Below are 19,576 nucleotides of genomic sequence, written 5' to 3'. Positions count from 1 at the left end.
CATCGCACTATGCCGCTGATTTATGAATACGCGGCCTAGATCCTTCCGCGCGGTCGCCCTGCAGTGCTCCGGCAGGGGCGATCGTCACAATGGTTCGTCATCGACCGTGGACGGTTCTGCCTGCAGCGAGACGAAGTCCCCACCGCCGTAATCGTCCTCCGGGGCCGGGCTGTCCGACTGAAGGCACAGGCGATCATCGACGCCGCGGACGCCTGAAACGTTCTCACATGCGACGATTGCGGCCCGGCGGGGGTTGTCGCCCTTGACGACGCCGCGCAGCGTCACCTTGCCATCCCTCACGCTCACGTTCAGGCCGACGGGCTGCCAAGGCATCCCGGCCATGGCCGCAAGGACCGAGCGCCGAATCTGGCTGTCGTCCTCCGAATAGCCGGGTGCGCCGGTCAGCGGGCCGGCGATTGCGGACAGGAAGTCGGACCGGGTGATGATGCCGACAATGCGCTCATCACGCATGACCGGGACATGATTCAGGTTCCGGCGCTCCATCAGATCGGCAATCTCCTCGAGCGGAGTGTCCTCCTTTGCCGTCGCCGGATCACGCGTCATCACTTGCTCGACTTTGCGCCCATGCTCCTTGACGAACTCGCGCGCAACCCGGTCTGCTCCGAGCAGAACCGTCAGCAGCCGGTTGCGAGTGTGCTCCGTTTCGAGCTCGGCCCGTCTGAGGAAGTCGCTCTCGCAAATGATGCCGACGAGATTGCCTGCCGAATCCGTGACCGGCAATCCACTGATGTGGTGAGTGAGCATGACCTTGATGGCGTCGGCGATCGAGGCCTCGGGCCGAATGGCTATCACCCGGCGGGACATGATCTGATGCGCGCGCATGACTTCAACTCCAGAGAGAAGTTAGAGGTAGTCGCCCGCTCCTGACAGGCTCTTGATCGAGATCAACGCCCGGCTGGGATAGAGTGCCATGCTGCCGTCAAATCTGGGGCATTGGACATGCGCCTGCGAGCAATGTTCATGATGGCGATCTTTGCGGCGGTCGCGGCGCTGGGCGCAGGAGCGCCGGCTGCAAGGTCAGCCGACGTCTCTGCTGCGCTCTCCGATCTCATGACCCGCCTTCAACTGCAACATGCCAAGCTCTGGTTTGCAGGCAAGTTCAGCAACTGGAGCCTGGCGAGCTACGAAATCCAACATATCGAAGGCAATCTCGCAGCCTCCGGCAAGCTCTTGCCCGATCCATCACGCCTCGGTCCCGCCAAGGATCATCTGCAAGCCGTAAGCTTGGCGATCCAGCAAAAGGACGTGCCTGCATTCACCAAAGCCTATTCGGACCTGACGAACGAATGCAACAGCTGCCATCGGGCCAGCGGCTACGCCTCGATCACAATCCAAGTCCCGGTTCGTCCGCCTGTCACCAACCAATTGTTCGTCGATCAGGTCGCCGAAGGCCGGGCGCTGGCCCATGCGTCCTGCGGAACATGCCATGTCGTGGAGGATGCCGCGAAGGAATCGCCGGCGTTCCGCCCGCCGGCCGCGAGCTTGCTGGCGATCGTCAATCGCCCCTCGTTCTCCGCCGAAGGCATGAGGCTGTTCCTCATTTCCGGTCACCGCAGGCTCGGACCTGAACAGGCCATGCCAAACCCCCGCCTCGCAGATTACCAAATCGACGAGATCGTCGCGTACCTGGAAGCCTTGAGAGCCGGCCTGCCGCCGCGCTAGGAGGCGTCATGGCGCTGACGGCCTGCCTGCCGGGCGGTTGATCTCCGTCAAACGCAGATCGGTAAAGAGCAGCATTGTGGACCGATCCCATCCGAACTGCGCCATCGCAAGGCAGGCACATGACAACGACAGACGGAACCGCTCCCTCACCTCAAACGCGGATGCCGGCAGCGGATTCGTTTCTGTGGGGCGTCTCGACCTCGAGCTTCCAGATCGAGGGCGCCTCTCACCTGGATGGACGCGGCGACAGCATTTGGGACAGCTATTGCCGGCAACAGGGTCGCATCAAGAACGGCGACACCGGCGACGTCGCATGCGATCATTATCACCGCTACCCTGAAGACATCGCGCTGATGCGCGATATCGGCGTCGGCGCTTACCGCTTCTCGATCTCATGGCCGCGCGTTCTGCCCCGCGGCCGCGGGGCTGCGAACCAGGCGGGTCTCGATTTCTACGACGGCCTGGTCGATGCTCTTCTGGCGGCCGGCATAGAACCCTGGGCCTGTCTCTATCACTGGGATCTGCCGCAGGCGTTGCAGGATCTCGGCGGCTGGCAGAACCGGGACATCGCGGGATGGTTCGCCGATTATGCTGCGTTGTTGGCCCGACGCCTTGGCGACCGGGTCAAGCGGTTCGCCACCTTCAATGAACCATGCGTATTCACGTTGTTCGGATATGGTCTCGGCTGGAACGCACCCGGCATCGCCGACAGGGGCGCTTTGCACCAAGCCATTCACCACGTCAATCTGAGCCACGGCCGTGCCATCGACGTGCTCCGCCAGTCGGTGGCGAACGCATCGCTCGGCGCCATTCACAACCGCCAGCCCTGTTATCCCGCCACCACGCGGGAGGAGGATGTTGCGGCGACGTGGCGCTTCGCGCCGTACTGGAACGACGCATTTCCGTATCCGCAGCACTTTGCCCATTACCCCCTGGAGCTTGCCGAGGCGATCGAGCCTTATATCAAGCCGGGCGACATGGCTCAGATAGCAAGGCCGGTCGACTGGTTCGGGCTCAACCACTATTCGCCGCACTACATCAGGGCCGATGTCAATTTGATCGGCGCTGGCTTCGGCGCACCGCCCGTCGAGGTGCGACGAACCGCTATCGGCTGGCCCATCGTACCCGACGCGTTCCGCGACACGCTGCTGGACATCCACCACCGCTTCCGTTTGCCGATCTATGTGCTGGAGAACGGCACGGCCGCGGACGACAAGCTTGACGAGGCCGGCCGCGTTCAGGACCCTGCACGAATTGCCTATCTTGATGCCTATACAAGGGCAATGCAGGAGGCGATCCGGGCCGGAGCCGACGTCAAAGGCTATTTCGTCTGGTCCCTGCTCGACAACTTCGAGTGGACATCGGGCTATTCGCAGCGGTTCGGTCTGGTTCATGTCGATTTTGCCACGCAGAAGCGGACACTGAAGGCGTCGGCGCACTGGTATGCCGATCTCATCCGGACGGCGCGAACATCGCGGATTGCTGCAGACCGTGCGGAGCGCGACACCATGACCGAACGAGCCGGGGCGGCGGCCGCCACCGCGGTCTCCGATTGAGCCGATGACCGAGATCCTCACGATCACGCCCAATCCGGCCGTCGACGTGTCGACGTCGGTGGACAGGATCATCCCCGTCGCCAAGCTGCGCGGCATCGGGCAGCGCCGCGACCCCGGCGGCGGCGGCATCAACGTTGCGCGCGTGGTCAAGCGCCTCGGCGGCAATGCCACTGCGCTCTATCCGGTGGGTGGCCTCACAGGAGACCTGCTGCGACAATTGCTCGACAAGGAGGGCATCGAAAGCCTGACCTTTCCGATCGCGGGCGAAACCCGACAAGACTTCTTCGTTCGCGAGATCAGCACGTCCCAGCCCTATCGCTTCATCCTGCCTGGACCGCCTCTTGCCGAGAATGAATGGCAGACCTGCCTCGCCATGCTGTCGGCGCTTCAACCGTTTCCCAGCTTCGTGGTTGCCAGCGGAAGCCTGCCGGCGGGGGTGCCCGACGATTTCTACGCGCGTGTCGCAAGGATCGTGAAACGGCGCGAGGCCAAGATGATCCTGGATACCTCCGGTCCGGCCCTTGTTGCCGCGGTGGCCGAGGGCATCGAGCTGGTCAAGCCGAACCTGCGAGAGATGCGCGAACTGGTCGGTCACGAGCCATCCGACGCCGCCGAATGGGAAGCTGCTGCGAAGACGTTGGTGCGCAGCGGCAAAGCGGCGATCGTCGCCCTGACAATGGGACATCTCGGCGCCGCCCTGGTGACGAGCCGGCAGGTGCTGCACGCAAAACCTCTTGCGATCACGCCCGTCGGCGCTGTTGGTGCAGGTGACAGTTTTCTGGGCGCGCTGGTCTATGGGCTGGCATCTGGAGCCGGCCTCGAGCGCTGCTTTCGGCAGGCCGTCGCCGCCGGCGCCGCGGCCCTGCTCAATCCAGGCACCGAACTCTGCCGGCCCGACGACGTCAAGCGTCTCGCCGAACAAGTCATTCTTTCTACGGCAATTTGACCGATCCAGCCGGAAGCATCGGGGACTCTGCCTGCTGCGGCGGCGTTTCCCGGTTGAGGCGGTCGAGCGAAAGCAGAAGACCGCCGACCCGTTCCAACGACGACCTCCAATCGGCGATACGCGCGTAATTGTCGACAACCCAGTTGAACGAGGCCTGCACCAGCGTGAAAGCCGCGGCGGCTTGCGTGAGCTCCCCCAGTGTCATGGCTCCGGAAAGAAATTTCGGCGCGCAAAGCACCAGGCCGATGATCGGCGCCAAAAGCGTGTTTCCATGTGACACGATCGTCGTCCGCATCAGTTGCCAGCACAGACGGCGCCACTGATCGATGGTCGCCCTGAGCGCACTGCGAACGTCGCGGCAGACTTCCGACCGTCGGTCTCGCGGCGCGGCCCCCTCCCCGATGTCGCGCAGCTCGTGGGCCGCCGTGATCAACTCCGCCTCGGCCTGGTTCTTGATCTGGACCAGCCGGGTCAGGGGCGCCCCGACCAGCGTCATCGCGGTCGTCACGATGCCGGAATAGAGCGCCACACCGATGACGAGGTAGCCCGGAATCCGGACGGAATGACTTCCCACAGGCAGCGCGATGTCGCCACCCACGGTCCAGAGAATCTGAATGAAGATGACGGCGCTGAGCAGCGCGGAGACCAGCCCGAGCGCCAAGTCGATCGGCGCATCCGTTGCGATCCTGACGTCCTCGGCAATCCGGTATTCGGGAATCTGCTGCTCGCTCTGCACGGCCGCGAGGCGGGCATAACGGTCATCCTCGACCCAATAGTCGATCACCTTGCCGGTCAGCCATTCCCGCCACTTTCTTTGCACGGTCATGCGGCCCCAGACCGAGGTGACGGCGAGCGCGACGCTGCCGAGGCACAATGGGACGAGCAGGAGCGCCTGGCCTCTCAGCCGTGCGGGATCGCGGCTCTCCAGCGCATCGAAGAAGTCGCGATTCCAGTAGTTGAAACGAAATTGCACATAGAGCTGGAGGACGACGACGCTCACCAGGAGCGCGCACAGCGCCCAGACGCGCCATGCCGGTACTCCACGCCAGAAGCCGGAGGCGCTCTGCCAAAATCGTGACCTCTCCAGTGAAGAGGCGCTCTGGTCGGGTTCCATCGTCATTATTGTTCACAGCTAAAGCGGGCGCGCGTTGCGCACTTGATCTTTCGCAAATCAGTCGCGCGCAGATGCGGGAAAGATATCGACATTCAGATCCATTTTGCAGCGCGGGAGAATGCGCGATGGACGCACCGAGCTACATTCGCTGGTTCAGGGACATCCGTCTTGCCGACGTGCCGCTGGTCGGAGGCAAGACCGCATCCCTGGGCGAATTATATTCGGTACTGACGCCGCAGGGCGTCAAGGTCCCGAACGGCTTTGCGCTGACGGCCGCGGCATTCCGAGACGCCCTGACCGAAGCCGGTGCGTGGGACAAGCTGGGCCCTCTGCTCGCCGGCATCGACAAGCGGCGGATCGCCGATCTTGCCCGACGCGCCGCGGCCGCGCGCGCGATCGTCTATGCCGCTACCGACCGGGATGATCTCCGCCAGCAGGTCGCACAGGCGTACCGGCAGCTGGAGCAGGAATATGGTCGCAACGTTGCGGTGGCGGTCCGTAGCTCGGCCACGGCCGAAGACCTGCCGACCGCGAGCTTTGCCGGACAGCACGACAGCTTCCTCAACATCCGCGGCGCGGACGGGCTGATGGAGGCCTGCCGCCGCTGCTTCGCTTCGCTGTTTACGGATCGCGCGATCTCCTATCGGATCGACAAGGGTTTCGATCACTTCAAGGTCGCGCTGTCTGTCGCGGTCATGAAGATGGTTCGTTCGGACCTTGCGGCAAGCGGCGTCACCTTCACACTCGACACCGAGACCGGGTTTCGCGACGTCGTGTTCGTGACCGGCGTCTACGGACTGGGCGAGAACATCGTGCAGGGCGCTGTCGACCCCGACGAATTCTACGTTCACAAGCCGACCTTCAATGCCGGCTTCCGCTCGGTTCTGTCGCGCCGCCTGGGATCCAAGGCCAAGCGGATGGTCTACGGTCGCGGGCGCAACGCAACCCGGAACGTGGCAACGGCAGCGCGCGAGCGCCAGCAATTCTGCATCAATGACAACGAGGTCCTGACGCTGGCCGAGTGCGCGCTGCTGGTCGAGAAGCACTACTCGCAAAAGGCCGGCAAGCCGACCCCAATGGACGTCGAATGGGCCAAGGACGGCAAGGACGGTTCGCTGTACATCATCCAGGCCAGGCCCGAGACGGTCGCCTCCCGCCGAACGCCGGAGGCGCTCGAGAGCTATGTCCTGAAAGCGCGCGGGACAGCGCTGGCGGAAGGCCGCGCCGTCGGAGAGAAGATCGCGGCAGGACGCATCCGGCTGATCAGCAACGAGCGGGATCTCCGGAAATTCCGCCCCGGCGAGGTGCTGGTCGCGACGGCGACGAGCCCGGACTGGGAGCCCGTCATGAAGCTTGCCGCCGCGATCGTCACCGATCATGGCGGCCGGACCTGCCATGCCGCGATCATCGCGCGCGAGCTCGGCGTGCCCGCAGTGGTCGGAACCGGCAATTTCAGCAAGAAAGCGAAGACGGGCACGGCGGTGACGGTGTCCTGCGCGGAAGGCGATATCGGCCACGTCTTCGAGGGTACACTGCCCTACGAGGTCGAACGGACCGCGACCGAAAGTGTGCGGAAGCCGCGCACCGAAATCATGGTGAACCTCGGCAATCCCGAGATCGCGTTCAAGAGCGCATCCCTGCCGAGCGATGGCGTTGGCCTTGCCCGCATGGAATTCATCATCAACCAGCATATCGGGATCCATCCGATGGCGCTCGCCTGCCCCGGCAAGGTGACCTCAGCGCGGGACCGACGGAAGATCAAGCTGTTGACCGCGCGCCACAAGAAGCCGTCCGAGTTCTTCGTCGAGCGGCTGTCGGAAGGCGTCGGCACCATCGCCGCGGCGTTCTATCCCCGGCCGGTGATCGTGCGCCTATCCGATTTCAAGACCAATGAATATGCGAACCTGCTCGGCGGGGCCGATTTCGAGCCTCGCGAGGAGAACCCGATGCTCGGCTTCAGGGGCGCCGCCCGCTACGCCCACCCCGCCTATGCGCAAGGCTTCGCGCTGGAATGCGCCGCCATGAAGCGGGTGCGCGAGGCGATGGGCCTGACCAATCTCAAGATCATGATTCCGTTCTGCCGGCGTGTCGAAGAAGCGCGCAAGGTCATTGCGGCCATGGCGGATCACGGCTTGAAACGAGGCGACGGCGGCCTTGAAATCTACATGATGTGCGAGATCCCGAACAACGTCATCCTGATCGACCAGTTCGCGCAATTGTTCGACGGATTCTCCATCGGCTCCAACGATCTCACCCAGCTGACGCTCGGCGTCGACAGGGATTCCGAGATCGTCGCCTTCGATTTCGACGAGCGCGATCCCGGCATGCTGCAAATGCTGTCGATGGCCGTGCTTGGCGCCAAGCGCAACCGCCGCCACGTCGGCATCTGTGGTGAGGCCCCCGCGAACTACCCGGAGATCGCCAAGTATCTGGCTGAGCTCGGGATCGACTCGATCAGCGTGAATCCGTCGAGCGTGTTGCGGACCATCGAGACCGTCGGCGCCGCGGAGAGCGACAGCGGCGGACGGCGGCGGGCTGCGGGCTGAAGCATGATCCGGAAGACTGCGCAGCAGTCTTCCGTCCCAACAAACGCTCGCAGCAAGCCCGGAACGCGTTTGCTGCCGAGATCATGCCGAACAGTCAGCCGAAGCGGGACGTCAGTGCGACATCAACAGGCAGACCGGAGCGTCCTGCAGGAGGCTTTGCGTCATGCCGCCGAAAACCCACTCTCCCAACCGGCTGTGTCCATATCCCCCGGTCACGATGAGGTCGGCGCCGACGTCGGCGGCGAGCCGAACGAGGTAGCCCGCATCCGGCTCCGCCGTATGTACGCGCACCTCGTGCCGGCAGCTCACGCCGTGACGCCCGAGATATCCGGCCACGTCCCGCAACCGGTCTCGCGCCGCATCTTGTTCGCTGGAGGTGCAGACTTCGGTGATCGTGACCTCTGAAGCCCGGGTCAGCAACGGCAGTGCGTCCCGCACGGCCAAGCGCGCCTCCCGGGAATCCTTCCAGCCGACCACGATCCGGTCGCCTGACAATCGGGTGACGCCGTCCGGCACCGAAAGGATGGGACGGCCCAGCCGCAACATGGCTCCGGGCGCATCGAGATAATGAGAGGATTTGGTCTTCGGGCGGCTGCGCCGTACCACGACGAGGTCCGCCGCCCTGGACTGCTCGACCAGGAACTCGGTCGGAAACCCGATCCTCCAGCGCCATTCCACCTTGTCGCTCGGCAGCCGAACGATACGCCTGAACCACGCCTCCTTGGCCGACAGCGTTGCGCGCATGCGCTCGAGATCGTCGGCCGTCGTCTGTTCGATGATCACGCCTTCGGCGACGAACGGGGGATCCGTTGCGATGGCCGAGACGCCAAGCAAGGCGGCCCCGAAGCCGTTTGCGACGGCCTCGGCGACGGCGATCTGGCCTTCATCCTGCTGCTCGGGATCGACGTAGACCATGACGCTGGCTAGAGACATGTCGTTGCTCCATTGTTCGAATGGTACCCTTATCTCGCGTTTCGACGTCGTCCCGTTGACGCAGGTCAAGCGATCACGCGTGGGCTTGATCCCGATCAATCCGGTTGGCCCGATGGACGGCAAAATGCCGGAAACCAGCACGGAGGTCTGCCATGCAAGCACAGGACGTGATGATCGCGCCGGTAGTGACTGTGGGCGCAAATGCAACGGTTCGCCAAGTCGCCAGGATCCTGCTCGAGCGCCGCATCAGCGCGGTGCCGGTCGTCGATTCCGACAACAACATCCTCGGAATCGTCTCCGAAGGCGATCTGCTGCACCGAACCGAATCCGGCACCGAGCGCTCCTATGGCTGGTGGCTTCAGATTTTGACCGGCGACGCCGAGATGGCGGCTGACTACGTCAAATCGCATTCGGCCAAGGTCACGGACATCATGACACGCGATGTCGTGACTGCGGCTCCCGAAACGCCGCTGAGCGACATCGCCATGCTGCTCGAAAGACGTCAGATCAAACGCGTGCCGATCGTCAACAAGCAAGGCCAGCTCGTCGGGATCGTCAGCCGGACCAACCTGCTGCAGGCCGTCGCGAGCGCCAAGCCGAAGCTGGAAATTTCGCTTCCCGACGCCACCATCAGAAAGAGATTCCTGGAGGAGATCAAGAAGCAACCTTGGGCACACACATTCAACCTGAACGCGACCGTCCAGAACGGCATCATCGACATCTGGGGCAGCGCGCCATCGGCCGCGGAACGCAAGGCCATCCGGGTCGCGGCAGAGGCCATCCCAGGCGTCGTGCTGGTGAATGATCACCTGATCGAGACCCCGGCCTTCGTCTACTGACCGAGCCGTATCGCTCGTTCATCGGCTGAGGTCCATCCAGGCGGTTGGACGAGGCGACTGGAACGTCGCCTCGCCCGTGCGTTCGGCGGCTTCGGGCCCCCTGCCAAAAGCCGGCTCATCTTCTGACCGACTTCCTGCTTTGGGATGCCGACCGGCGCGAGGTTGGCAACGATCCGGTCGATCGTCGGCTCGACGGTTCGATCTGCAGCCTCGGCTCTCCACGATTGGCCGTGGACGACAGCCGGGAGGCGGCCGGCTTTGGCGCGCCCCCGAGCTGCGATCTGCATCTTCTTAGTAACAGACGCGCACGCGGCGCCAACGCCAACCATCCCAGACGGTGCGGCGAACACACGGGCCGTAATAGACGGGTCCGTACAGTGCATAATAGGGTCCCGGTGGATAGTAGACCGGAGCCGGATAGTACGGATAGGGCCCCCAATAAGGCCCGCCCATCGCGGCACCGGCCAGGACGCCAGCGGCGAACCCGCCGACCACTCCGGCTGCGATGCGACCGTTCCGGGCCTCTGCGCTGGTCGGCATCAAAGCTGCCGTGGCAATGACGGCAACGGTCGCCAGCGCGCTCAATTTTCGTAAAGTTCGCATGATTGACTTCCTTCCGATCGTGAATGCCTGACGATAGCAACTGAGCAGCAGCCTTCGTTTGCGCGTGATCAATCTTGCGATGATCCATCGAGTAGTCGTTTCGGGCCGATGGGCGCGCCGTGTGGTGATGGCTTGGGCGATCGCTGAGGCAGACGTAACACGTGCGCCAAAGGGGCTGGGAATCACTCTTGCACCTCCTGCTCGTCAGCAAATGACCGAGCGAACTCGACCGGCATTCCCGTCATTGCGTAGATCTGGCTGGTGCTTCGCAAATGCTGGCGCACCAGCACTCGATCGAGGAGCGAACGACGACCTCACCGGCGTCACCGAATATCCGCCCGCAGCGGTCGACGACGCGGCCAGATCTCGGGACGGCACTTATGCGCCTCATCATGATGAGGGCCAATCTGCCGCTGCAGCTGCTGCCCCGCACTTTGCCCTGATCCTGAGAAGCCCGCTCAAAGCGACGTGTCCAAGGATGCTGCAGGGCAAGCTCTCAATGCGTATCCCTGATGTCGATGGCGACGCAGGGCCGTATCCCCTGGTAGCACGCCGCTGCAACCCACGCGCAGCCGCAGGTTTGATGTCGTCTCGCCTCCCCGTCGTGCGACGATGAATTCTATGGCGTCGCTCGGTTTGGAGAATTCGAAATGATAGGTGTCAACACTCGCTTTTGATGCTAATTGACAGTCGTCGAGTGCCTGGCTTACCGCTTCCGAAACGAGATATTTTCTTCAAGTTTGCGCTGCATTGCCCGGAAATTCATGACGAGACTATGAATCTGCACAAACCCCCAAGCGATGGCCTCCCCGCCGCGTCCGATCTATCGGCGCTTGCGATCGACCGTAGCGCCGACTCTCGCCGTCGCAGACAACTGCGCCGCATCCTGGTCCGGGTCCTTGTGGTCGCCATGCTTGTCGGCATCGGAGTCGCAACGTGGATGTGGCGCCGGCACGCGCAGATCGCGGTCGAGACGGCGGCCGTCTACTCCGTCTATCCCTCACAGGCGCTGACACTGTTGAACGCGACTGGCTACGTCGTTGCGCAACGCAAGGCGTCCGTCGCCTCGAAGGCGACAGGCCGCCTGGAATGGTTGGGTGTACTCGAAGGCAGCAAGGTGCACGAGGGCGAAGTGATCGCCCGGCTCGAGAGCAGCGATACCCAGGCGATGCGCGACCAGGCCGCCGCCAACGTGCAGGTTGCCTATGCCAACCTCGCCCAGGGGCAGGCGGAGCTCACGCAAGCGGAGATCGCGTTCAAGCGCTCCGCGGCCCTCGGCGAGAAGAACATCATAAGCGATTCGATGCGCGAAAGCGCTGAGGCACGCCTCGCCAAGGCGCGAGCAGCGTTTGCCGGGTACGAGGCCGCCATCGCCGCTGCACAGGCCAATCTCCGCGCGTCCGAAGTTGCCGTCGGCCAGACCCTGATCCGGGCGCCCTTCGACGGCGTCGTGCTCACGCGGCACGCCAACGTCGGTGATACGATCACACCGTTCTCGCAGGCGGTCGACACCAAGGGCGCGGTGGTCACCATCGCCGACATGGACTCGCTTGAAGTGGAAGCCGACGTCGCGGAGTCGTCGTACCTGAGCATCCACGTGGGGCAACCGGTGGAGATCCAGCTGGACGCGATCCCCGGCGAGCGTTTCGAGGGTGTGGTTAACCGGATGGTACCGACGGTGGATCGCGCCAAGGCGTCTACCCTCGTGAAAATCCGGTTCGTGCACCGCGACGCGCGGATGCTTCCGGACATGAGCGCCAAGGTGGCCTTCCTCGAGCGTGAAGTAGCCGAATCAGAGCGCAAGCCGGTTCTTGCAGTGCCGATGGCGGCCGTCTTCGAGGTGGGCGGACAACAGCACCTTTATGTCATCGAGAATGGCAAGGCTCGCCTGCGGCGCGTGGATCTCGGCGCGAAGGTGGGCGACCAGATCCAGGTACGCGATCTCAAAGCCGGCACGCGCGTGGTGGTCCGACCTCTGGAAGATCTTGTTGACGGGCACGCAGTCAAGCAGGCCACGAAGTGACCGTGCTTCGCGTCTCCGACGTGCCGACCGGCGAAGACGTGCTCATCGCGCTGAGCGACGTGAGCAAGAGCTATCGGCGCGGCGCGCAGATCGTTCCGGTCCTTTCCAAACTCACATTCGACATCCGTCGCAAGGAGTTCCTCGCGCTGATGGGCCCGTCCGGGTCGGGCAAGTCCACCCTGCTCAACCTGATTGCCGGCATCGACAGTCCGGATCATGGCTCGATCACGGTGGCTGGCGAGGACATCACGCTCCTCCCGGAAGCCGACCTCGCTGACTGGCGCGCGGCGAATGTGGGCTTCATCTTCCAGTTCTATAACCTGATGCCTGTGCTCACGGCGCTGGAGAACGTGGAATTGCCTCTCACGCTCACGGGCCTCAAGCGCCGCGAACGCCGAGACCGCGCGCAACTCGCGCTCAGTCTCGTAGGCTTGAGCGATCGCGTCAAACATCTGCCTTCGGAGCTCTCGGGCGGGCAGCAGCAGCGCGTGGCGATCGCGCGGGCGATCGTCACCGACCCGACGATGCTGGTGGCCGATGAGCCGACGGGCGACCTCGACCGGCAGTCCGCGGAGGAGGTGCTCGAGATCATGCAGCGGTTGAACCGCGACATGGGCAAGACGATCGTGATGGTGACCCATGATCGCCGCGCGGCGGCGCGTGCGAAGCGCATCATGCATCTGGAGAAGGGCGATCTTTCGTATCTGGTGGAGCAGCGCCTTGAGTGAGCGCCGGTCATGAGCCAATGGCTGACGCTCGTGGCGCGCAACGTCTTGCGCCAACGGCTCCGCACGTCTCTGACGCTGGTCGGCCTCGTTGTTTCAATCCTGGCCTTTGGTGTGCTCCAGACGGTGGTCAAAACGTGGTACGCTGGCGTGGATGGCGCCGTGCCTTCGCGGCTGCTCACCCGCAACGCCGTCTCTTTCACGCTGCCGCTACCGCAGGCATATTACAAGCGCATCGGCGCTGTCGAAGGCGTGCGGCACGTCACCTACATGACCTGGTTCGGCGGCGTCTACAAGGATCCGAAGAATTTCTTTCCCCAGTTTGCGATCGATGCCGCGAGCTACTTCGATATCTTCCCCGAGATCCTCGTTTCGGACGAGGTGCGGCGCGCCTTCCTCCGCGACCGCCGCGGCGCAATTGTTGGACGCAGACTCGCCAAGCGCTTCGGCTTCAGGCCGGGCGATGTTGTTCAACTGCGCGGGACGCTTTTCCCCGGCAACTGGGAATTCGTGATCTGCGGCGTCTTCGACGGCCGAGACGCCAAAACCGACACCTCGCAGCTTTTCTTCCGTTGGGACTATTTGAACGAGACGCTACGGGTGCGCTCCAAGGCACAAGCCGACCAGGTCGGCTTCTTCGCCGTGGACGTTGGCAGCATCAATCGGGTCGCGGAAGTCAGTCAGGCGATCGACGAAGTGTTCCGAAACTCGCGCGCCGAGACACTCACCGAGACTGAGCGCGCGTTCCAGATCGGTTTCGTGAAGCAGACCGAGGCGATCCTCATCTCCATTCGCGTGGTCTCGTTCGTGGTCATCTTCATCATCCTGGCGGTCATGGCCAACACCATGGCGATGACGGCGCGCGAGCGACTCCGCGAGTATGCCACGCTGAAGGCCATTGGCTTCAGCCCCGGCTACGTCGCACGCCTGATCCTGGGAGAATCCGTCGCGATCGCATTGGTCGGCGGTGCCATCGCCATCGGGCTGACGCCCCCGGTTGCCTCGCGACTTGCCGAACTCTCCGCGACGCTCTTCCCGTCGCTGATCGTGAGCGTCAACACTGTGTTGCTTCAGGCACTTTCGGCATTGGCGGTCGGGGTCCTCGCGGCGGTCTTGCCGATGCGCCAGGCCGCCCGTGTCAGCATCGTCAACGGTCTTCGGGCGTTGGGCTGATCATGCCGTTGCTGCTCGCCTACAGCCTGCGTAACCTCTACGTCCGCAAACTCACCAATTTGCTCACCGCGGCGGGCATGGCCCTCGTGGTGTTCGTCTACGCCGCCGTGCTCATGCTCGACTCCGGACTCAAGCAGACACTCGTGGCAACCGGCGAGGAAACGAACGTCATCTTCGTACGCCGCTCTGCGGAAGTCGAGATCCAGAGCCTGATCGACCGTCGGCAGGCCAGGATCATCGAAAGCCAGCCCGAGGTCGTCATGGGAGCCGAGGGCGCACCTGTTGTCTCGAAGGAAGCGGCTGTGCTGATCGCCCAGCCCCGGCGCAAGACCAAGCAGGCAAGCAACCTCTTGATCCGGGGCGTTGGTCCAGCCGCTCTGGCCGTCCGCCCGCGGTTGCGGCTGGTCGAGGGACGCATGTTTCGTCTGGGATCGGACGAGATCATCATTGGCCGGGCGCTCGCGGGGCGTTTCGAAGACATCGAGATCGGATCCAGCCTGAAATTTGCGCACCGGGAGTGGAAGATCGTAGGCCGGTTCGACGCGGGCGGCAGCGGGTTCGATTCGGAGATCTGGGCGGACAGCGAACAGCTCATGCAGTCGTTTCGGCGAGACTTCTTCTCTTCCGTCACGGTACGGCTGGCTGATAGCTCAGGCTTCGACGCGCTCAAGGCGCGGCTCGAAGCGGACCCTCGCCTCACCATCGAGGCCAAGCGCGAGCGCGTCTTCTACGAGGAGCAGTCGCGCCTGCTCTCCGGATTCATTCAGCTTCTCGGGATCACGCTCTCGGCGATGTTCTCGCTCGGCGCGGTGATTGGCGCGACGATAACGATGTACGCTGCGGTGGCTAGCCGCATGATGGAGGTGGGGGTTCTGCGCGCACTCGGATTTCGGCGCTCGCGGATCCTCGGTGCTTTCCTCGTAGAGGCGCTGCTGCTCGCGCTCGTCGGCTGGGTCGTCGGGCTTTTGTTCGCATCGCTCATGACGCAGGTGAAGATCACGACGCTGAACTGGACCTCGCTCTCCGAGCTCGCATTCCAGTTCGTGCTGACGCCCGGCATCGTGCTGCGGTCGCTCGTCTTCGCGCTGGTGATGGGCCTCCTCGGGGGTTTTCTGCCGGCGGTACGAGCCGCCCGCATGAACATCGTCGATGCGCTGCGCGTCGCTTGAACGTTCGACAACCGTCTTGGCCGTGCGCTGTGTCGGTCGGTTCTCGTCAACTGAGCGCCCCGCACAGGCCCATATCCGCGAGTGCGTCGCGCACGATCGGTGCCAATTCGGCGCGGGTCGTCACGCGATCTTTGGCGTAGCCGGACACAGTGGCGAACAGCCGTTCGCCGACACGGTGGCACAGGATGAATAGCAGGCCGCCCAGCCGTTCGAGTTCTGCGGCTGTATAGCGCTCCAGAGGGGCAATCTGCAGAAGTGACGCCTCGCCGCAAGGGCGGTGCACGTCGAGCGGCAATTCGCCGGCGAGGCTGCATCCAACAGGCAGGTCCGCCCCGAGTGCCGCCCGCTCCAGATGACGCGCCAGCCACAGTGGCACATACGGAATCAGCGGCAGCACCGGCGACAAGTCATCACCGTGGCGGATCAGCGAGGCCAGGGCAGCCTTCATATCTCGCTGTAAAGCGCGCGGATCGTTGCGGCAGGCATCGGGATCCACCATCACGGTGATCGACCGCAGCGCGTTGCCGCGGCGGTCGCTCGAACGGCGGTCGCTGACCGGCAACACCAGCTTCACGCGCCCCGAAGCATCCACGCGGCCCATCCGGAGAGCGAGCCGTGCCGTGAAGGCCATGATCAGCGTGTTGCTCGCCACACCCAGATCCGACGTTCGCCGTTTCGACGCTGCTGCGTCCATGACCACCCACACAAGCGGCACATCCACTGCCGGCTCAAGCCGGTTGCGACTGCTTCGAGCGCTCGAACGGGACACGCCCGCCCTCCTTTTGTGCGCCCCTCGCAGGAGAGCTACCAGAGCACGCGAGACGTCGGGCAGAGTCCGCAAGCTCTCGACGCTGTCGCACGCCAACATCACTGGAGACCATCGCCAGGATGGGGCTGGGAATCCATGGTCAAGACATCGACCCGCCACTGCGTCAGCAATGGCCTGACTTGTGGCTTGGGTGTCAGCGATCGTGTGCGAGACCAGCATCATCAGCGCGCAGCCGCCGCCCTCCAGCGGCTGGACTGCCAGTCGCCAGCCTGGTCCGTGCTCGGGATCGAGAGGCAGATCGAGCAGCTCACGTCGCAAATGGGGCAGACGCTCATCCGGGAGCGGGTCACGAAACCACGTCACCGGCCCCGGCACAGGATTGGCCACCCAACGGTGCCGCCCCCATGGTAATGGCGAACGCTGCAGGAGACGTCCCAGCAATCCTCTCGTGAGGCGCTCGTTGAACTCCCTCACGGCCGCTTCATCGAGAGCGTGCGGATACAACCAGGTCAGGTGCAGCGCAGGCCCGCGCCCGAGCGCGCGCAATCCGACGAATGAACCCTGGTCCATATAGCACAATACGTCGTCTGCGCCGGGGTCGGTCGCCCCGGAGCAGCGTCGGTAGAGCTTGTTGGCAGACGAATGGCTCACCGCTCAAGCCTCCACGATCTTTGCTGCGCGAAGCGACCGTCGCCCCTTGTCCTTCGGCACTTGCAGACGAATGTGGCACGACGCTGAGCGCGGCGCGTTCCCTTGAGATCACGCATCGATGATTGCGTCCAGTCCGAAGTCCGCGAGTGTCCGCGAGACCAGCAGGCGAAGTTCGTCAGGCGTGGTTTGTGTGGGTCCCAGCTGGCAGGCCTCGATGCAGAGGGAAATCGTCTGGCCGTAGCGGGAGGCAACAACCACGAGATGGCCCTGGGAGCGCTCCAGGTCTTGGCGCGTAACGTTGACATCCACAGCTCGTGTCAGCACCTGGCGGCACGGCGCACCGTCGATGCGCGCGAGCCCGTCCGGCAGCATACCAACGTCGGAACAACTCGCCGGCAGCTCACCGGCATAATTGAACAAACGGTCCACGAGCGTCTTCGCGGCGGAGCGCGGCATCCAAGCGATCGCAGGCAGGAACGAAGCCAGTGGACCGGTCTGACTTTTCCTCGCGCCGCGAACCAGTGCCTCCAGCGAAGCATTGACGGGGCGCAGGCTCGTGTCCAAGCCTGCAGGCGCGACATTCATCGTGTGGAAATCAATCGCCAGCGCCCGTTCGTCATCGAGCCCACGCCTCCGGTTTATTGGGACAAGCAGGCTGATGGCGCCGTCGGAGAGACGGCGGCGGCCCAGGCGCGATGCGAGGGACGCGACGAAGCCTGGCAGTAGCGTATTCGAGCTACCGCCAAGCCGCTGCTGGCAGGCGAGCCAGGCATCCGATTCAACAGTGACCACAACCGACGGAAGCTCCACGATTGTTGATGGCTCGTGGCCTGCCTCGGCGACTGTAGCAACCGACCTCAACACAGGGACCGCGGACTTGTACCAGTTCGCGTGGGCGATCCGGGCGAGCGCGGCGACCGTGCGCGGAGCGTCGGCGAGGACCTGCCACGCGTCCGACACGCACCCGGACAGCCGCCCCCGGGCACCTGCAACTGCGTATGGGCTCGGGAGGCCGATGCCGTTTACGGCCGCCGCGATGGCGCGCACGGCCCCCAGCCCGTCGAGCAGCAGATGCGACCCGACCAGGCTCACGGCCGTGCTGCCGTCGTCGAACGGCTGGATGGCCATTCGCACGGCCGGACCGATCACAGGGTCGATGGGCGCGCGCGCGTGCTGGTTAGCCCAGTGCAGCAGCCGCGATCGTGGCAGCGGGTCCGCACTCTGCTCAAGCGGAATGGCTGTCACGGCCGGCTTCACCCAACGAGGCCTTCCCCACGGCAGGGACGACGGCTCGATGAGGCGATTGAACGACAGCGCCGCGAACCGCTCCCGTGTTCGCAGTAGCGCGGCGAGGTTCACGTCACGGTCGTAGAGCCACAAGCATTGCATCAATTGGCTTCGACCCGTGGCCCTGAACAATTCGTAAGCCAGTTGGTCCAACCAGGCGAGGCGGTGCCGCGTGTAGGCGGGGGCGCCGGGCGTGCTCGTCTCAAGCATCGAAGGACTCGCCAACGAGTTCGCAGTCAGCGAAGAGCCGTTCGACGAGCGCGCGAAGATGCTGAGCCTCCGTCACCACGCCAGGCTGATAGGCTACGAAGCTCAGGTTCAGAAAACCGGGTACGGCGCCGGCGAAGACAGTTGCAACACCTTGACGCGCCTCGATCGCGCAGCGCGGGACGGGGCGGTCGATGCCGCGAAAGCAGACTCGATCGGCCGCGCCGCCGTCGATCTGGAGCACGTCCTTCGGCAGGTCGCCCAAATTCGAACAGGTGACCGGCAGGTCGGCGAGCGCACCAAGCGCCGCATGGTTGGCAGCCGAAACTGCGCGTCTTGGCACAAACGGCACCAGGGGCAGCAGCGTGGCAAGTCGATTGGGTTCCCGTCTCGTCCGCAGCAGCGTAGCTAGCAGACGCCGCTGCAACGAATGCAGACCTCCGCGCAATTCGTCGACACGCAGCTTCAATGTGGCAAGCGCAACGCCGTTTCCGCCGGTGTGCGACGAACCCTCTCGCTGATTGACGGGAATCAACAAGGTCACCTCTTCGTCGCGGACACGACCGAGTGTCTGGGCAAAAGCCGCGGTTATCGCGGCCAGGAGGGTGATACGGTTTGCACCGAGGCTCTTCGCCCTGGCGTCCCAGACGGACGTGGGTACGCGCATGAAGGCTGACGGAAATACGACTGGCCGGCCATCTGCGCTAGCCTGATTCAACGCGGCGGTGCGGGACGTGGCGCGCGAGGTGTATGCTGTACGGGCCAGCTCGGCGAGCGCCTGTAGCGTTGCCGGCGCGTCCCGCACGATACGTTGCAGTTCGGCACCCAGTGTTGTCGCAGCGCGGAGCGCTGACAAGACTGCCCCTGCGGGATAGGCCGCAGGCCTTCGCTCTCCCCGCACGGCTTCGTTCACGGCTGCTGCGATGGTCAGTCCGTCCGCGATGCAGTGCGACACCACAAGCGAGACCACCGTGGAGTTGTCTGTAAAGGTTTGGATCGTCAATCTCCATGCTGGTCCGCGCACCGGATCTAGTGGAAGCGCCACCTGCGCGTCGGCCCACGCCTGCAGCTGCTCAGGGGCAAGCGGCGCCTCCGCCACAGCCAGAGCGGACGAAGGTGGTGGCGCGCTGACCCATTGGTGCCGCGCGAACGGAAGCAGCGCCGGCCGGATCAGCCGCGCCAGATGTCCGTGCGCGAGATTGTCACGGAACCGTGTCAGCGCGTCCAGGTCCACAGGCCGCAGATAGCGCCACAGTACCTGAATGACCGCATGTTGCCCGAGTGAGACATGCGCGAGGTAAATTGCCTGATCCGTAAAGGACAGGAACGGCGGCGACATAGGGTGCGGGTTC

At 64.1% G+C, this 19,576-nt stretch carries 16 protein-coding genes; 9 read left to right on the top strand and 7 right to left on the bottom strand.

The window, feature by feature from the left end; translation table 11 throughout:
• Positions 1-84: 84 nt before the first annotated feature.
• On the bottom strand, positions 85-843 hold the full coding sequence (locus K408_RS0118895; RefSeq protein ID WP_024340249.1) for a CBS domain-containing protein: 759 nt from the start codon (positions 841-843) through the stop codon (positions 85-87).
• A gap of 117 nt (positions 844-960) precedes the next feature.
• Between K408_RS0118895 and K408_RS0118890 the strand changes: the two genes are divergently transcribed.
• From K408_RS0118890 to K408_RS0118880, 3 genes are all read left to right on the top strand, one after another.
• Entirely contained in the window at positions 961-1,683 is a 723-nt protein-coding gene (locus K408_RS0118890) for a c-type cytochrome (RefSeq protein ID WP_024340250.1), read from the top strand.
• A 161-nt stretch (positions 1,684-1,844) separates the two neighbouring features.
• On the top strand, positions 1,845-3,239 hold the full coding sequence (locus tag K408_RS38200; protein ID WP_024340251.1) for a GH1 family beta-glucosidase: 1,395 nt from the start codon (positions 1,845-1,847) through the stop codon (positions 3,237-3,239).
• Positions 3,240-3,243: 4 nt separating this feature from the next.
• Complete coding sequence (locus K408_RS0118880) at positions 3,244-4,185, top strand: 1-phosphofructokinase family hexose kinase (RefSeq protein ID WP_024340252.1); 942 nt, start codon at positions 3,244-3,246, stop codon at positions 4,183-4,185.
• On the opposite strand, the gene K408_RS38195 is transcribed toward K408_RS0118880, so the two are convergent.
• Positions 4,172-5,305 carry an SbmA/BacA-like family transporter gene (locus K408_RS38195; protein WP_433994141.1) on the bottom strand — a complete coding sequence of 378 codons (1,134 nt, stop codon included), beginning with the start codon at positions 5,303-5,305 and terminating at the stop codon, positions 4,172-4,174. The two genes, K408_RS0118880 and K408_RS38195, sit on opposite strands and share 14 nt — an antisense overlap.
• 119 nt (positions 5,306-5,424) lie before the next feature.
• Here K408_RS38195 and ppsA point away from each other — a divergent pair, with 119 nt between their 5' ends.
• Positions 5,425-7,845 (top strand): phosphoenolpyruvate synthase, encoded by a 2,421-nt coding sequence (gene ppsA / locus K408_RS0118870; protein ID WP_024340254.1) that lies wholly within the window; start codon positions 5,425-5,427, stop codon positions 7,843-7,845.
• 111 nt (positions 7,846-7,956) lie between these two features.
• Here the strand turns inward: ppsA and K408_RS0118865 are convergent, their stop codons facing one another.
• Positions 7,957-8,778 carry a universal stress protein gene (locus K408_RS0118865; RefSeq protein WP_024340255.1) on the bottom strand — a complete coding sequence of 274 codons (822 nt, stop codon included), beginning with the start codon at positions 8,776-8,778 and terminating at the stop codon, positions 7,957-7,959.
• A gap of 152 nt (positions 8,779-8,930) precedes the next feature.
• Between K408_RS0118865 and K408_RS0118860 the strand changes: the two genes are divergently transcribed.
• Positions 8,931-9,617 carry a CBS domain-containing protein gene (locus K408_RS0118860; RefSeq protein ID WP_024340256.1) on the top strand — a complete coding sequence of 229 codons (687 nt, stop codon included), beginning with the start codon at positions 8,931-8,933 and terminating at the stop codon, positions 9,615-9,617.
• 291 nt (positions 9,618-9,908) lie between these two features.
• Here the strand turns inward: K408_RS0118860 and K408_RS41125 are convergent, their stop codons facing one another.
• Positions 9,909-10,220 carry a hypothetical protein gene (locus tag K408_RS41125; RefSeq protein WP_080654892.1) on the bottom strand — a complete coding sequence of 104 codons (312 nt, stop codon included), beginning with the start codon at positions 10,218-10,220 and terminating at the stop codon, positions 9,909-9,911.
• Between the two features lie 775 nt (positions 10,221-10,995).
• On the opposite strand from K408_RS41125, the gene K408_RS0118845 reads away from it, so the two are divergent.
• The 4 genes from K408_RS0118845 to K408_RS0118830 are packed head-to-tail and all read left to right on the top strand — an operon-like array spanning position 10,996 to position 15,310.
• Entirely contained in the window at positions 10,996-12,243 is a 1,248-nt protein-coding gene (locus tag K408_RS0118845) for an efflux RND transporter periplasmic adaptor subunit (protein ID WP_024340257.1), read from the top strand.
• Between the two features lie 20 nt (positions 12,244-12,263).
• Positions 12,264-12,971, top strand: coding sequence for an ABC transporter ATP-binding protein (locus K408_RS0118840; protein ID WP_028145931.1), 708 nt, complete (start codon positions 12,264-12,266; stop codon positions 12,969-12,971).
• A gap of 9 nt (positions 12,972-12,980) precedes the next feature.
• Complete coding sequence (locus tag K408_RS0118835) at positions 12,981-14,141, top strand: ABC transporter permease (protein ID WP_024340259.1); 1,161 nt, start codon at positions 12,981-12,983, stop codon at positions 14,139-14,141.
• Between the two features lie 2 nt (positions 14,142-14,143).
• Positions 14,144-15,310 carry an ABC transporter permease gene (locus K408_RS0118830; RefSeq protein WP_024340260.1) on the top strand — a complete coding sequence of 389 codons (1,167 nt, stop codon included), beginning with the start codon at positions 14,144-14,146 and terminating at the stop codon, positions 15,308-15,310.
• A 46-nt stretch (positions 15,311-15,356) separates the two neighbouring features.
• On the opposite strand, the gene K408_RS41120 is transcribed toward K408_RS0118830, so the two are convergent.
• The 3 genes from K408_RS41120 to K408_RS0118815 form a co-directional block, all read right to left on the bottom strand.
• Positions 15,357-16,079 carry a hypothetical protein gene (locus K408_RS41120; RefSeq protein WP_155248510.1) on the bottom strand — a complete coding sequence of 241 codons (723 nt, stop codon included), beginning with the start codon at positions 16,077-16,079 and terminating at the stop codon, positions 15,357-15,359.
• 759 nt (positions 16,080-16,838) lie between these two features.
• Entirely contained in the window at positions 16,839-18,227 is a 1,389-nt protein-coding gene (locus tag K408_RS0118820; RefSeq protein ID WP_024340261.1) for a hypothetical protein, read from the bottom strand.
• Positions 18,220-19,563, bottom strand: coding sequence for a condensation domain-containing protein (locus K408_RS0118815; protein ID WP_024340262.1), 1,344 nt, complete (start codon positions 19,561-19,563; stop codon positions 18,220-18,222). The genes K408_RS0118820 and K408_RS0118815 overlap by 8 nt, the downstream gene beginning before the upstream one ends.
• Between the last annotated feature and the right edge of the window lie 13 nt (positions 19,564-19,576).

Source organism: Bradyrhizobium sp. in8p8 (assembly GCF_000426845.1).
GTDB classification, from domain to species: domain Bacteria; phylum Pseudomonadota; class Alphaproteobacteria; order Rhizobiales; family Xanthobacteraceae; genus Bradyrhizobium; species Bradyrhizobium japonicum_C.
The sequence above is the reverse complement of the archived record's forward strand: the minus strand, read 5'-3'. Positions and strand labels throughout refer to the sequence as shown.